A 13,615-nucleotide genomic window follows, 5' to 3' on the forward strand; every position below is an offset into this window, starting at 1 on the left:
CGGCTGCAAAGAAAAGTAGGTGCCGCCCCGCACAGGGGCAACGCATGCGGCCCGCCGCGAAAACAAGTTAAGTCACAACCTAAAAACAACCGAAAACAAAATCCAGCAGTCGCAAGACGCACTCAAACAAATGCCTGCGGATATCCCTGCGCCACGAGCCACTGCCGAATCATCCGGGCAGTATCCGCATCAAGCGACTTGAGCGTCTCCTGCGCACTCTCATGCTTGAGTTTCTCGACAATCGGCGCAAGCGGCACGCCTTGAAGATGCCAGACGCCCAGCGGCTGATCCGGACTCACAACCACATCGGCCTCGCCGATCACATCACCATCAATCACCGGCGCACGAGCGATCGTAAGCTGCCCGAAATCGGGCACCTGATGAGTGGGCACATCATCGGGCCAGCTACTGCGGGCCTGCCAGAACGGCGCCGCCCCAAAGCGCTGCTCGAGCGCATAGAAATCGCGCCCCGTGCGCGCAAAGCGCAGAAACAGATGCTCGATACGCTGCTGATGAAACCGCAGCGCCAGCTCGGCGCGCTCGGGCCGGCTAATGAGCGTATGAATCACGGCGGGCGCCTGCAACGCCGACGAGAGCGACTGAAAGATGCCGTTACCCGAGAGCGGATCGACGGCCATCGCCGCATCGCCCACACGCAGCCAGTTGCGCGTCCCGGTGCGCCCGCATAGCGTGGCCGTGCTGCTGCGCGCATAGAGCCGTGCCTGCTCGCCGGTCTCGCCGGCAAAGAACGCGCTCGCGAGCGGCGAGTGCCGCATGCGCGCGCAGAACGCGAGCAGCTCATCGCGTTGCGGCAACTCCGCGCTCGCGACGTCGAGTGTCATCTGCCAGTAGCAGCGGCCGTCGGGCAGGCGCGCCATCCAGGCCCAGCCGTCCTGCAGACTTTCCACGGCCGAGGCGGCCGCCGCCGGCGCACCTTGCCAGACGTTCAGGAGGCTCAGCGTTTGCGGGCCGCGCGTGGCGTCGCGCATGAGCGGCGCGAGCCGCCCACGTGCTTCGACGAGAAAGTCGGCATTCAGCGAGAGCGGCCCATCGGAGGTCTCGATCATCAGGTCATGCGTTTGCGGTGTCGATTGCACCGAACGCACCATCGCCTCGACGACCTCGACGCCCGCTTCGCGCAAGTCTTCGCGCAGCGCAGCGTCGAAGGCGTGCCGGTCGACCAGAAACTCGGCGTTGACCGTTTGCGTGATGCCGTTCCAGAGCGTCGTGCGCGCGCACGGCCCTTCGGCGCACACGGCGGCACGCAAGAGGCCCGCGCGGCGCAGGCCCTCGAGCACGCGTAGCGACAGGCCTTCCACGGCGTCGAAGCGGCGCCGGTCGCTCACCACGGTCACCGCGTAGCCAAGCGTGGCCAGCGCGCGCGCCACGGCCGCGCCCGCGGGCCCCGCTCCGAGCACGACGATATGCGGGGCTTTCATGATGCGATCGAGCGCCGTTCGGCGCCGATGAAAGCCGCATGCGCACGCAGATGCGCGAGCAGCGCATCGCGGTCCGCTGCGGGGTCGAGCATGAGGCGGGCCGCGATGTGGCCGCTGAGCGCGGCGGTGGCGATGCTCGCGCCCGCGGGCGCGCCACGTTCGTTAGCCATGCCAGGCATGTGTTGAGTCTGCCCCTTCACCACCGCGCCGAAATCGGCCTGCGCCGTGTCGAGCCAGGACCACTGATGCGCGGCGCAACGGGCGTCGCCGGTCACGCGCACGACGCCCGGATAGCTGGCGGGAAACACGCCCGCGCCTTGCGCGGGGCTCGATGCGCAGACCACGATGCCGGCTTCCACGGCCTCGGCGCACGCTTCGCGCAACGTGCTCCGATCGGCGCGCACGCCGAGGCTCAGATTGATGATGCGCACGCGCTGCGCGATCAGCCAGCGCACGGCCGAGGCGATTTGCGCGGCGCTCGTGACCGGGCGCTCGTGAAAGACTTGCGCGACACAGAACCGCGCGCCGGGCGCGGCGTGCAGGATGTGCGCGAGCACGGCGCTGCCGTGGCCGAGTTTGTCGGGCGTGGCGACGCGCTCATGCACGCACAGATCTTCGCCAGGCGCGAAGCCGAGCGCGGCGTCCACCGACGCCACCTGAGCGCCACCGTATCCGCTATCCACAATGCCGACGCGCAGTTCATGAGACATGGGCGGCACACTCCTCGTACGCATTGGGGCGGCGCTGCAGGCGTCCTTCGGCAAGATCGAAATGCAGATCGGCGTGCGCGAGCGTGGACGCGCGATGGCTGATGAGCACGCGCGTGCGCGCGTGAAAGAGCGCGTCGATCTGCGCGATCACCTGGCGCTCGGTGGCCTCGTCCACGGCCGAGGTCGCTTCGTCGAGCACGAGAATCGACGGGTCTTGCAGCAAGGCACGGGCGATCGCGATGCGCTGCTTCTGGCCGCCCGAAAGCTGCTGCCCGCGCTCGCCGACGAGACTGTCGATGCCCTCGGGAAGCGTCGCCACGAGCTCGTCGAGCTGCGCGGCGTGTATCGCTTCCACGATCTGCGCGCGGCTCGCGTGCGGTGCGCTGTAGCGCACGTTGTCGGCGAGGCTGCCGCGGAACAGCACGATGTCCTGGCTCACGACCGCGATGCGGCGGCGCAGCTCGGCGAGATCGAGCTCGCGCAGATCCACGCCGCCCAGGCGCAGCGTCCCTTGCTGCGGATCGTAGAAGCGCTGCATGAGGTCGATGAGCGTGGACTTGCCCACACCCGAGGCGCCGCTCAGCGCGATCTTGCTGCCCGCGGGGAGCACGGCCGAGACGCCGCGCAGGATGCCTTGCGTGCGCGCGTCGTGGGCGAACCAGACGTCTTCGAACGCGAGGTCGCTACTGGCCGGCGAGGGGGCGGGCCGTGCCGGTGGGGTCACCATGACGGGCTCGCGTTGCAGCTCGACCACGCGCCCGAGGCTCACGGTCATGCGTTGCAGCGCGACGTAGAGGCCGAGCAAACTCTTCACGGGGCCGACCGCCATGCCCAGGTAGGTCGTGAACGCAATCAGCGAACCGAGCTGCCACGTGCCCTTGACGACCCAGTAGCCGCCGAGCAGGAACGCGCCCGTGCGCGAAAACGAAGTGAAGAGGCCCGGCACCGACTGCGTGAAAAATTCGGTCAGCTGCAGCTTGAGCAGCCGCTCCATGTAGCGGTCGCCCAGGCCATCGAGGCGGCGGCGCTCGGCGTCCTGCTGGCCCGATGCCTGGATGAATTTCATCGCGGGCAGCGTCTCGACGAGAAACGACGAGAGATCGGCGGCGCTCTCGCGCAGGCTGCGCGCGTCGCGCTCGACCTTGCGGCGCATATGGCGCAGCCACAACGCCTCGAACGGAATCAGCACCGCGACCAGCAGGGACAGCTTGGCGGATAGCGTGAGCAGCAGCGCCACGGAGCCAATCAGCCCGATCACGCTGGAGACGGCGGAGAAGAGTGCGTCGAGCGCGAAGCGCTGGATCTCGGCGACATCGCCATCGAGCCGCGAGAGCAGGTCACCGATGCGCCGCCTGCCGTAGAACGACGGCGGCAGCTTTTGCAGATGTGTGTACACGGCGCCGCGCAGCGCGAACAGCACGCGCCCGGAAAGCCGCGTGTGCAGATAGCGGTTGACGCCGCCGAACAACGTGCCCGCGATGCCGGCGAGCACCATCGCGGCCGCGAGCGCGAGCAGCACGGGGTAGTTACGGCCAAGCAGGCCGCGGTCGATCATCTCTTTCGTGATCCACGGCTGCACGAGCGCGACAAAGGACGCGCCCACCGAAAGCGCAAGCAGGCCCGCAATCGCAAGCCGGTGCGGGCGCACGAAGCCGTACAGCCATGCCATCGATTCGCGCAGCCGTGCGCGGTCGTCGGTCCTGATAAAACGTAGCAGCAGACTCAGCATGGTCGATTAGCAGGTCGAACGAATTTCGGACGCATCATGGGTGCAACCGCTTGAGCTTGCGATAGAGCGTCGCGCGGCTGATGCCGAGCGTCTGCGCGGCGGCCGCGACGTTGCCCTCGTGGCGCGCGAGGCTTTCGCGGATCAGTTCGTCCTCGTGCTTGCGGATCAGTCCATGAGGGCCCGCGCCGGGCGTAGTGGGGCACGCGCCGTCTATGAACCCGTCGCACAGGTGATCGAGGCCGAGTTCGTATTCGTCGTCGGCGCGCACGGCCAGCGCGGTGCGCAACACCATTTCGAGCTGGCGGATATTGCCGGGCCACGCGTGCGTGCGGAACACGTCGGCCAGCTCGGCGCTGATGCCCACTTGCGAAGCACCCAGACGCGCCAGCAGCGACTCGACGATCAGGTCCACGTCGTCGCGCTCGCGCAGCGCGGGCAGATGCACGCTCACGCCGTGGATGCGGTAATAGAGGTCTTCGCGGAAGCCCTTTTCGCGCACCATCGTTTGCAGATTGCGGTGCGTCGCGCAGATCACGGCAATGTCGATGGACTGCTCCTCGCCCGCGCCGAGCGGCGCGACCTTGCGCTCCTGGAGCACGCGTAGCAGGCGCGCCTGCAAGTGCAGCGGCATGTCGCCGATTTCGTCGAGAAAGAGCGTGCCGCCGTTGGCCTGCATCAGGCGCCCGGTCATGCCGCCCTTGCGCGCGCCCGTGAACGCGCCGTCGCGATAGCCGAACAACTCCGATTCGATGAGGCCCTCGGGTATCGATGCGCAATTCACGGCCACGAACGGCTTGCCCGCGCGTGCGCTGGCGTCGTGCAGGCCGCGCGCGATCACTTCCTTGCCGGTGCCGGTCTCGCCCTGCACGAGCACGGGCAAGCCATTGTTGAGGCCCTGACGCGCCATTTGCAGCGCGCGCAGCAGGCGGCTCTGGCGGCCCGCGAGCTTCGCGAGGCCTTCCGTGTTTGCGGTTTGCGCTTGCGTGCGGACAGCCGCGCCCGGCACGAATGCTTGCGCGGAGCGGGCGCTGTCGACGCGCGTAGCGGCACGGCGCGGCGCGCGCAATACGCGAAACGCGAACTCGCCCGGCAGCGCGGCCACGCGCAGCGCGCCAGCCGTATCGAGCAGCGCGGTGAACGGCAGGTCGCGCGGGCCTTCGCAGCGCCGGCCCACGAGCTCGCTGCGCGACAGTCGAAGCAGGTCGCAAGCCTGCGCATTGGCCGCGACGATCTCGCCGTCGTCGCGCACGGCGAGCACGCCGCTCCAGGTCGAGTCGAGATAGGGGCGGCGCGGATGAAACGCCAGCACGAACAGCTCGGGAAAGAACGCTTCGAACAGGCGCGTTTCGATGTGATTGGCGGCTGCGCCGATCAGCATCGAAGGCGTGTCGTGCAGGATCGGCAACTGGCCGTCGCGCGTGAGGTCGAGCACGCCGATCACGTTGCCATGCGGATCGGTAAGCGGCAGCGAACAGCACGAGAAGCGGCTCAGGCGGCCAATGAAATGCTCGCCGCTGTCGATCGCCACGGGCCGGCCTTCGACGAGCGCCGTGCCGAGCGCGTTCGTGCCGCGCAGCGACTCGGTCCAGGTCGCGCCCGGCGAGACGTCGAAGATGCCGAGGTCGGCGAGCGCCGCCGCGTCGCCTTCCACGCGCAGGATCGTTGCATCGGCATCGGCGAGTATCACGAGGCCCTCGCGTCCGCAGCGTTCTTCGAGGAAATCGAGCTCGGGCGCCGCGGCGTCGAGCAGCATGCGGTTGGCCGCGTGCAGGTCGTCGAGGTTGCCGAATTCGCGCAGGCTCACGAGCGCGTCGTCATGGCCGCGCACGCCGTGCGCGAGCGAGCGGCGCCACGAGGCGTCGATCTCGCTGCGCAGATAGCCTTCGGGCAGATGACCTTCGGCGCGCAGGCGCTCGCGGATCAGATGGGTGGTTTGCAACCGGTCCGGAATCGCCGCGCCGGGAGGAAAGAAGTCTTGCAAGCTGTCCCCCTTTAGAGTGATCGCGGTTCGCCACTTGCATCGGTGCCGCGTGTGAAAAAAAGCCCGCCTAATCTCGCACAGATGCCGGGGCGAATCCATCCGGTGAACAACGCATATCGCGCGGCTGCATCGGGTGTTCCGTCGGGGTTTGCCCGTGTTCTGCCGCGTGATTTGCCAGCATGCATGCGCGCTGGTTAGGGTGCGAAGGGGAGCGCCAGCGCGCTGCGATGGACGCGCCGCGCAAGGTCGTTTGCTTACGTTCGGCGCGGCGCACGGGTGTCTCGCTGATCCATCGCGCGAGACTTCTCGTGCGGCTAGCCCGCGCGTTTGTTGTACGCGTTGCACCAGCCGGCGGCCGCAACGCGCTTGCCGCCGAAGAGCGGGCACGCGCCCGCGGCGTCGCCCGGCTTGCCCTGATAGAACGAGCAGTTGCCGCAGTCCTGGCCCGCTGCATAGCGCGCGAACTGGGCCTTGTCCACGTGCGCGGCGTCGGCGTGATAGCCGAGCGCCTTCGCCGGCGCGTCGCTATCGATGAGCAGGGGCGCTTCGGCGCACGCGTTGCGCTGAAGCACGAGGGAGGCGGCCGCGCCAATCGTGGTAATCACGAATGCACGGCGTGTGAGTGTCGTCTGATTCATGGTGCTTCGTTGTGTGGGGAGAAAGCGGAGTGCGTGCCGCCGCTCGCGGCGTGACGCGCGCGAGCGGTGGCGTGCATTCGTCAGATGCTCATGAGCACGGACTTGATTTCGGTGTAGTGCTCGATGGCGGCGGCGCCCATTTCGCGGCCGAGGCCCGACATGCGGTAGCCGCCGAACGGCAGCGACGGATCGAGCGCGCTATGGCAGTTGACCCACACCGAGCCGGACTTGATCTTCGGGATCATGCGGTGGGCGGCCGCGAGGTTGTTGGTCCAGATGCTCGCGCCCAGGCCGTAGCGCGTGTCGTTGGCGAGGCGCAGCGCGTCGTCGATCGTGTCGAACGGAATGGCCACGAGCACCGGCCCGAAAATCTCCTCCTGCACGAGCGGGCCTTTCTGATCCGCATCGACGATCACGGTGGGCTTCACGAAGTAGCCCGGGCCGTACTGCTCGCCGCCGCAGGCGAGCTGCGCGCCCGCCGCGCGTCCGCGCTCGATGTAGCCCATCACGCGCTGCTGCTGCTTCTGCGAGATCAGCGGCCCCATCTCGACGCTCGGATCGAGCCCGTTGCCGAGCTTCATGCGGCTCGCGATCGAGGCAATGTCGCCGACGATGTTGTCGAAGCGCTTGCGCTGCACATACAGGCGCGAGCCCGCGCAGCACACCTGGCCCTGATTGAAGAAGATGGCCGTGGCGGCGCCCGCCGCGGCGGCGGCCGGGTCCGCGTCGTCGAGCACGATGGTGGGCGACTTGCCGCCCAGCTCGAGCGTGATGCGCGTCATCGACTCCATGGCCGCCTTGCCGATGAGCTTGCCCACTTCGGTCGAGCCCGTGAACGTGAGCTTGTCCACGTCCGGATGATGCGAGAGCGCGGCGCCCGCTTCGGCGCCCGTGCCCGTCACCACGTTGAAGACGCCCGGCGGGTAGCCCGCTTCGAGCGCGAGCTCCGCGAGCCTGAGCGCGGAGAGCGGCGTTTCGTCGGCGGGCTTGAGCACGACCGTGCAGCCCGTGGCGAGCGCGGGGCCGAGCTTCCAGCACGCAAGCAGCAGCGGGAAATTCCACGCGACGATCGCGCCCACCACGCCCACGGCTTCGCGGCGCGTGTAGCCATGGAACTGGCCCTCGGGCATGAGCGGCATGGAGACATCGACGGTCGAGCCTTCGATCTTCGTCGCAAAGCCGGCCATGTAGCGCAGGAAGTCGATGGAGAGCTGCACGTCCATCACGCGCGCCACCTGGGCGCTCTTGCCGTTGTTCACGCATTCGAGCTCGGCGAGCATCTGCGCGTCGCGCTCGACTAGATCGGCGAGACGCCACAGCAGATTCTGGCGCTCGCGTGGGCGCATGCGGCTCCACGCGGAATCGTCGAAGGCCTGGCGTGCCGCGCGCACGGCGCGGTCCACGTCTTCCGCGCCGGACTTCGGCACGTCGGCGAGATGCGCGCCCGTGGCCGGGTTGTGCACGGGCATGTTCGCGCCGCTGGCGGCATGGACCCATGCGTCGCCGATCAGCATGGTCGGTGCGCGCTCGATGAACGCCTGGGTTTGCGGGAGTAGAGACAGCGGAGCCTGCATGAGATGATCCTCGCTCTTTGGGTTGGCTGAGAAAGAGCGCTAAGCAGCTTCCATACCAGCCGCTGCAAACCCTGCGCCGCATATCGAAGCGAAGGTCATCTCGCGCGCAACGTTTCTCATTTTGAGAATTCGCATGAGACGCGAGACGAGAATGGCACACGGCCGAATAGGCGATCGATGCGCTGGCGTGCCGACCTGCGCAAACGAATTATTTTTTGCATTGGGATTTACCCGATTCCCGGGTTGCAGAAAAACCCTTGTTTCAGGGGCTCAAATCGTTCTCGCACGGCGTTTTGCGTGATTGGCACGACCCATGCTTTATCGCCACCCGAATAATCGAGCCGCCTGATGCACGAGAGATATACAAACGGCGATGAACGGCGAAATGGAACCCGGTAAAGGAGCGAGGCCTTGTTCAAGACTTTCATTCGACGCAGTACCTTGTTGAGCATCGCGGGCTTGGCCGCGCCGCTCGCGTTCGCGACGGCGGCGCACGCGCAGGTGGACGCGCAGCAGCACGACGCGCTCACGATCATCAGCCACACCTGCGCGGCGTGCCATACCGCCGAGTCGAAGGATTCGTGGAGCCGCATCAGCCATCAGCGCAAGACGCCCGAGGGCTGGCTCATGACGATCGCTCGCATGCAGACCATGCATGGCCTCGTCATCAGCGACGCGGACCGGCAGATCCTCGTGAAATATCTGTCCGACCGCCAGGGCCTCGCGCCCTCGGAAACGGCCGACGCGCGCTATGCGCTCGAGCAGCGCCTGAATACGCAGGAGACCATCGGCAGCGAGGAATTCAAGCAGATGTGCGCGCGTTGCCACTCGGCGGCGCGGCCCGTATTGCAGCGGCGCCCGGTCGAGGAGTGGGACAAGCTCGTGAATTTCCACCTCGGGCAATGGCCGTCGATCGAATACTCGGCGATGGGCCGCGACCGCGAGTGGCTGCAAGTGGCGCTCAAGGACATCGCGCCGATGCTCGCGAAGCAATACCCGTATGACAGCAAGGACTGGACGGACTGGCAAAAGAACCGTCCGGCTGCATCGACGTTCGTAGGCAACTGGACCTTCAGCGGCCACATGCCCGGACGCGGCGACGCGTACGGCGTGATGAGCGTGACAGGTGGCGCGAACGACACGTTCAAGGTGTCGCTCAAGGGCCGCTATGCCGACGGCAGCGCGCTCGACGGCAACGGCTCGGCGATGCTCTACGACGGCTACGAATGGCGCGCGAGCATCAAGGTGCAGGGCGTTGAAATGCGCCAGGTGCTGGCGGCCACGGATGGCGAGATGAAGGGCCGCATGTTCGACGATGCGCATACGGAGCGCGGTCTCGACTTCATGGCGGCGAAGGCCGGCACGGCGCGCATTCTCGCCGTGCAGCCCGAGTATATCAAGGCCGGCACGCAAGCCGAGGTGACCGTGGTGGGCACCAACCTCCAGGGCACGCCGGACTTCGGGCCTGGCGTGGCGGTGACATCGGTGGTCTCGCGCTCGCCCCAGGCGATCCGCGTGCGCGTGAAGGCCAGCGCCGATAGCGCGGTGGGCCCGCGCGCGGTGAGCGTGGGCGGCGCGCAGCTCGCGGACTTCTCCGTCTATCAGCAGATCAAGGAAGTGAAGGTCGTGCCTGAATACGCGGTGGCGCGTATCGGCGGCAACGGCGGCTCGGTGCCGAAGGTCGAGGGCCGCTTCGACGCGCAGGCGTGGGGCGTGGACGCGGCGGGCAAGCCGTTCCGCATCGGCGTGGTGCCGGCGCAATGGTCGGTCGAGCCGTTCAACGACCAGGCGAAGGAAGACCACGACGTGAAGTTCGCGGGCGCGATGCAGGCCTCGACCGGCATCTTCACGCCCGGCGGCGCAGGCCCGAATCCGGAACGCCGGATGTCCACGAACAACACCGGCAATCTCAACGTGATTGCGACCGTGACCGATGGCGGCCAGAGCGTATCGGGCAAGGCGCACATGATCGTCGGGGTGCAGCGCTGGAACAATCCGCCGATTCCCTGATGCATGACGCTCGCGAGAATCAAGGCTATTTAAAGGCCGAAGCCGGTCTGGATCGAATGCAAGGAGAGTGAGATGAGCGCCATGTTGAACGTGGTGGAGCGCAATGTGCACGAGGTGCAGGTGGACCACGAGCGCCTGATGTTCCATATCCCGAGCAGCTCGCTGTTCGCCGCCGACAAGGTGACGGCGGACATCATCGACGCGCTGCGCGAGAGCAGTTGCACGGCGGAAGAATTGTTCGCGCGGCTCGCGGGCAAGTCCGCGGCGCACGATGTGAACAAGGCGAACGAGGTGAGCGAGACGCTGCGCGAGTTGCTCGCGCTCGAAGTGGTGAGCGACGGCTCGCCGCTCTCGCCCGATATTGCCGTGAAGCGCGTGGAGCGCACGGCGATCAACACCGTCGTGCTCAACGTGAATACGGGCTGCAATCTGAGCTGTACGTACTGCTACAAGGAGGATCTCGATACGCCGTCAGCGGGGCGCCGCATGGACATGGAGACGGCGAAGGCGTCCGTGGAGATGCTGCTCAAGGAATCGCCCGACGAATCGCGCTATACCGTGGTGTTCTTCGGCGGCGAACCGCTCAGCAACCGCAAGCTGATCGAGTGCATGGTCGAGTATTGCGAGCTGCGCTTCGGCGCGCTCGGCAAGCAGGTCGACTTCGTGATGACGACCAATGCCACGCTGCTGACCGAGGAGATCGTCGACTGGCTCGACGCGCATCGCTTCGGCCTTTCGGTGAGCATGGACGGGCCGCGCTCGATTCACGATCTCAACCGGCGCACCGTGGGCGGCGCGGGTACGTATGACGTGGTCCGCCGCAAGGTGGAGATGCTGCTCAAGCGCTATCGCAGCCGGCCCGTGGGCGCGCGCGTGACGCTCACGAGCGGCGTGACCGATATCGCGGGCATCTGGGATCACCTCATCAACGAATTGGGTTTTGCGGAGGTGGGCTTCGCGCCCGTGACGTCGGGCCAGCTCGACACCTTCAATATGCAGCCTGAAGAGCTCACGCGCGTGTTCGAGAACATGAAGGCGCTGGGCCGCCGCTATCTGCACGCGGCGCTGGAGAATCGCAACATTGGATTTTCTAACCTGCACCAGCTCATCACCGATATCCACGAAGGGCACAAGAAGTCGCTGCCTTGCGGCGCGGGCCTGAAGATGCTCGCCGTCGATCACAAGGGCGATCTGAACCTGTGCCACCGCTTCACGGGATCGACGCTGCCCACCTTCGGCAACGTGCACGAGGGCGTGGACACGGAGCGGCTCACGGACTTTCTCTCCGAGCGGCTCGACCGCAGCGGCACGGGCTGCGAGAGCTGCCGCATCCGCAACCTGTGCTCGGGCGGCTGCTATCACGAGAGCTACGCGCGCTACGGCGACCCGCAGCACCCCACTTACCACTACTGCGAGCTGATGCGCGACTGGGTCGATTTCGGCATCGAAATCTATGCCCGCATCATGGCGGCCAACCCGGCGTTCATCGACAACCACATCACTCCGCGCAAGGCACACTGACATGAAACATTTGAAGCCGCTCAACAACAAGGCGAAGCAGCTCGAGCAGGCTGCGGCTGAAGACCGCCTGGAGGAAGTCGTCGCGATGACGTCGGTGGCGGGCTGCACGGCCACCACCGACCCCGGCTGGGAAGTGGACGTGTTCGGCGGCGTGGCCTCGCTGTGCCAGCCGATGGAAGCCGACCTCTACGGCTGCTCCGACCCGTGCTGGTGGCCCGCGCAGGTGCCGGACATGATGAGCACGTACCAGGACTGGAACAAGACGGCCGCGGATTCGGGCAAGGACTGGCGCCATCTCGGCAGCGTCTTCCCGAAGGATAACTAAATTATACGGATCGACTAAAAGGACATGTCATGGCATTGAGGAAGCACACGTACCGGGCCGCGCTCGCCGCCGTGCTGGGCGCCTTCACGACGCTCTCCACGCTTGCGGCGGCGGCGCCGGACACGCCGCTCGAAAGCGGCCACGAGTATCTCGCGGTCACGAACTATCCGAACAACCTGAGCGTGATCGACACGGCAACCGAAACGGTCTACAAGACCTGCTCGCTGCCTGACGCGTACGGGCCGGGCACGATGCAGATCAGCCCGGACAAGAAGCGCGCCTATGTGCTCAACAATCACTACGGCGACCTCTACGGCATCGATCTGGACTCGTGCAAGACGGTGTTCCATGCGGCGCTCTCGCAGTCGTGGGACGAGCGCGCGCGGGCGATGTTCTCGATCGCGCTGAGCCCGGACGGCAAGGAGATCTACAGCGTCGTCAATCCGACGAAGATGAACCGCGACAGCTACGAAGTGCAGGCGCCGCGCCTCGAGGTGTGGTCGACCGATGGCGGGCTCGAGGCGAAGCCGGTGCGCACGTTCCCGGCGCCGCGCCAGACCACCATGATGCAGGCCGCCGACGACGGTTCGCTCTTCATCATCGGCCCGGCGGTCTACCGCATGAACGTCCACACCGGCAAAGTCGACGTGGCCGCGCCGCTGCGCGACTGGAAACGCCCGCTGCATGGCGAGCCCGACGTGCTCTACGTGTGGCCCCAGCAGCGCCCGCAGCACACGTTCAATCTGCTCTATACGGCCGACCGCTTCCCGGATGAAAAGAAGGACCCGGACAAGGCGCAGACGATGTACGGGTACATCGACATCGACCTCGCCACGGGCAAGACGACGCTCAAGGACTTTGCGCCGTTCACGGAGATCTATTTTTCGGGAGGCATCTCGCCGAAGGACCCCAATATCATGTACGGGGTGCTCAACCGGCTCGCGAAGTACGATGTCAAGGACGAAAAGCTGCTCAAGAGCGTGCCGCTCGATCATTCGTACTACTGCCTGACGATCGATAAAGCGGGCAAGAAGATCTATCTGGCGGGCACGTTCAATACCGTTGCCGTGTACGACGCGGATACGCTCGAGAAGCTCAAGGACATTCCCGTGCCCGGCGGCGACATGGCGATCACGACGGCGCAGATTTTCACGCGCTGATTTCCGCACGGAGAGCGGTGTAGAGGGTGCGGGTGCGAAGCCTGCGCCGCAGAAAAGATGAGGGCCGCCGAGCGGCGGCCCTCATGACGGCGAGGCGGCCGGCTTAGCGGTGGGTCGTGCCACCCGTTTCGTCGGCGCTTTCAAGCGCCTTGCGCTCGCGCCGCTCCTCGTTGCCGCGACGCGCGCGCATGCGCTGGCGCGAGAGGACATGGATGACCTCGCCAGTGCTGGCATTCTCGGGAATTTCGTTGCGGATCACGTTGGCCACCATCGGCAGCCCCTGGCGCTGGCGCCGCAGCGCACGCGCAATCGCGCCACGGCAGGCCGGCCCGTGGCAATCCCATTCGTCGCGTGTCTTTCCGCAGTAACGGCATTCTTCCATAGGCTGCAGTGTAACCGCATTCGCCTGGCGTTTTCGGGGCACGATCCCGTGCACATGCACAGTGTCGGCGCAAGCAAACCGCAAGTAACGTGCGCGCGCGGACATTGGCGCACGAACGGCGTGTTCGCGCCAGCCGCATGGCAGTA

The 13,615-nt window shown here is 66.4% G+C and carries 11 protein-coding genes; 4 read left to right on the forward strand and 7 right to left on the reverse strand.

Translation table 11 applies throughout. The annotated features are described in order from the left end of the window. Positions 1–122 precede the first annotated feature (122 nt). From qhpG to BO1_RS33795, 6 genes are all read right to left on the reverse strand, one after another. A complete protein-coding gene (gene qhpG / locus BO1_RS33770) occupies positions 123–1,439 on the reverse strand; it encodes a flavin-dependent monooxygenase QhpG (RefSeq protein WP_028221342.1) in 1,317 nt (438 codons plus the stop codon). After that, entirely contained in the window at positions 1,436–2,149 is a 714-nt protein-coding gene (gene qhpE / locus BO1_RS33775) for a subtilisin-like serine protease QhpE (RefSeq protein WP_028221343.1), read from the reverse strand. The genes qhpG and qhpE overlap by 4 nt, the downstream gene beginning before the upstream one ends. Continuing rightward, the gene (locus BO1_RS33780) at positions 2,139–3,878 is read right to left on the reverse strand and encodes an ABC transporter ATP-binding protein (protein WP_028221344.1); all 1,740 of its coding nucleotides are present in this window, start codon (positions 3,876–3,878) and stop codon (positions 2,139–2,141) included. The genes qhpE and BO1_RS33780 overlap by 11 nt, the downstream gene beginning before the upstream one ends. A gap of 34 nt (positions 3,879–3,912) precedes the next feature. Beyond that, positions 3,913–5,859, reverse strand: coding sequence for a sigma-54-dependent Fis family transcriptional regulator (locus BO1_RS33785; RefSeq protein WP_218002841.1), 1,947 nt, complete (start codon positions 5,857–5,859; stop codon positions 3,913–3,915). Between the two features lie 314 nt (positions 5,860–6,173). Next, positions 6,174–6,497, reverse strand: a complete 324-nt coding sequence (locus BO1_RS33790) for a high-potential iron-sulfur protein (protein ID WP_043287686.1) — start codon at positions 6,495–6,497, stop codon at positions 6,174–6,176. An 80-nt stretch (positions 6,498–6,577) separates the two neighbouring features. Then, positions 6,578–8,071: an aldehyde dehydrogenase family protein gene (locus BO1_RS33795; RefSeq protein ID WP_028221347.1), complete on the reverse strand. Its 1,494-nt coding sequence runs from the start codon at positions 8,069–8,071 to the stop codon at positions 6,578–6,580. 411 nt (positions 8,072–8,482) lie between these two features. Between BO1_RS33795 and peaA the strand changes: the two genes are divergently transcribed. The 4 genes from peaA to peaD all read left to right on the forward strand — a co-directional run bounded on the left by peaA (position 8,483) and on the right by peaD (position 13,087). Continuing rightward, the gene (gene peaA / locus BO1_RS33800; protein WP_052409702.1) at positions 8,483–10,081 is read left to right on the forward strand and encodes a quinohemoprotein amine dehydrogenase subunit alpha; all 1,599 of its coding nucleotides are present in this window, start codon (positions 8,483–8,485) and stop codon (positions 10,079–10,081) included. 72 nt (positions 10,082–10,153) lie between these two features. Further along, positions 10,154–11,602, forward strand: coding sequence for a quinohemoprotein amine dehydrogenase maturation protein (gene peaB / locus BO1_RS33805; protein WP_028221349.1), 1,449 nt, complete (start codon positions 10,154–10,156; stop codon positions 11,600–11,602). A 1-nt stretch (position 11,603) separates the two neighbouring features. Beyond that, on the forward strand, positions 11,604–11,927 hold the full coding sequence (gene qhpC / locus BO1_RS33810; protein WP_028221350.1) for a quinohemoprotein amine dehydrogenase subunit gamma: 324 nt from the start codon (positions 11,604–11,606) through the stop codon (positions 11,925–11,927). A gap of 29 nt (positions 11,928–11,956) precedes the next feature. After that, entirely contained in the window at positions 11,957–13,087 is a 1,131-nt protein-coding gene (gene peaD, locus BO1_RS33815) for a quinohemoprotein amine dehydrogenase subunit beta (RefSeq protein ID WP_028221351.1), read from the forward strand. Positions 13,088–13,190: 103 nt separating this feature from the next. On the opposite strand, the gene BO1_RS33820 is transcribed toward peaD, so the two are convergent. Then, positions 13,191–13,469, reverse strand: a complete 279-nt coding sequence (locus BO1_RS33820; RefSeq protein ID WP_028221352.1) for a hypothetical protein — start codon at positions 13,467–13,469, stop codon at positions 13,191–13,193. Between the last annotated feature and the right edge of the window lie 146 nt (positions 13,470–13,615).

It is taken from the genome of Paraburkholderia oxyphila NBRC 105797 (genome assembly GCF_000685075.1).
In the GTDB taxonomy this organism is placed as follows: Bacteria; Pseudomonadota; Gammaproteobacteria; order Burkholderiales; family Burkholderiaceae; genus Paraburkholderia; species Paraburkholderia oxyphila.

Coding starts and splice junctions, on each gene's coding strand:
- qhpG (WP_028221342.1), bottom strand. CDS start 1,439: ATGAAAGCCCCGCATATCGTCGTGCTCGGAGCGGGGCCCGCGGGCGCG.
- qhpE (WP_028221343.1), bottom strand. CDS start 2,149: ATGTCTCATGAACTGCGCGTCGGCATTGTGGATAGCGGATACGGTGGC.
- BO1_RS33780 (WP_028221344.1), bottom strand. CDS start 3,878: ATGCTGAGTCTGCTGCTACGTTTTATCAGGACCGACGACCGCGCACGG.
- BO1_RS33790 (WP_043287686.1), bottom strand. CDS start 6,497: ATGAATCAGACGACACTCACACGCCGTGCATTCGTGATTACCACGATT.
- BO1_RS33795 (WP_028221347.1), bottom strand. CDS start 8,071: ATGCAGGCTCCGCTGTCTCTACTCCCGCAAACCCAGGCGTTCATCGAG.
- peaB (WP_028221349.1), top strand. CDS start 10,154: ATGAGCGCCATGTTGAACGTGGTGGAGCGCAATGTGCACGAGGTGCAG.
- qhpC (WP_028221350.1), top strand. CDS start 11,604: ATGAAACATTTGAAGCCGCTCAACAACAAGGCGAAGCAGCTCGAGCAG.
- peaD (WP_028221351.1), top strand. CDS start 11,957: ATGGCATTGAGGAAGCACACGTACCGGGCCGCGCTCGCCGCCGTGCTG.
- BO1_RS33820 (WP_028221352.1), bottom strand. CDS start 13,469: ATGGAAGAATGCCGTTACTGCGGAAAGACACGCGACGAATGGGATTGC.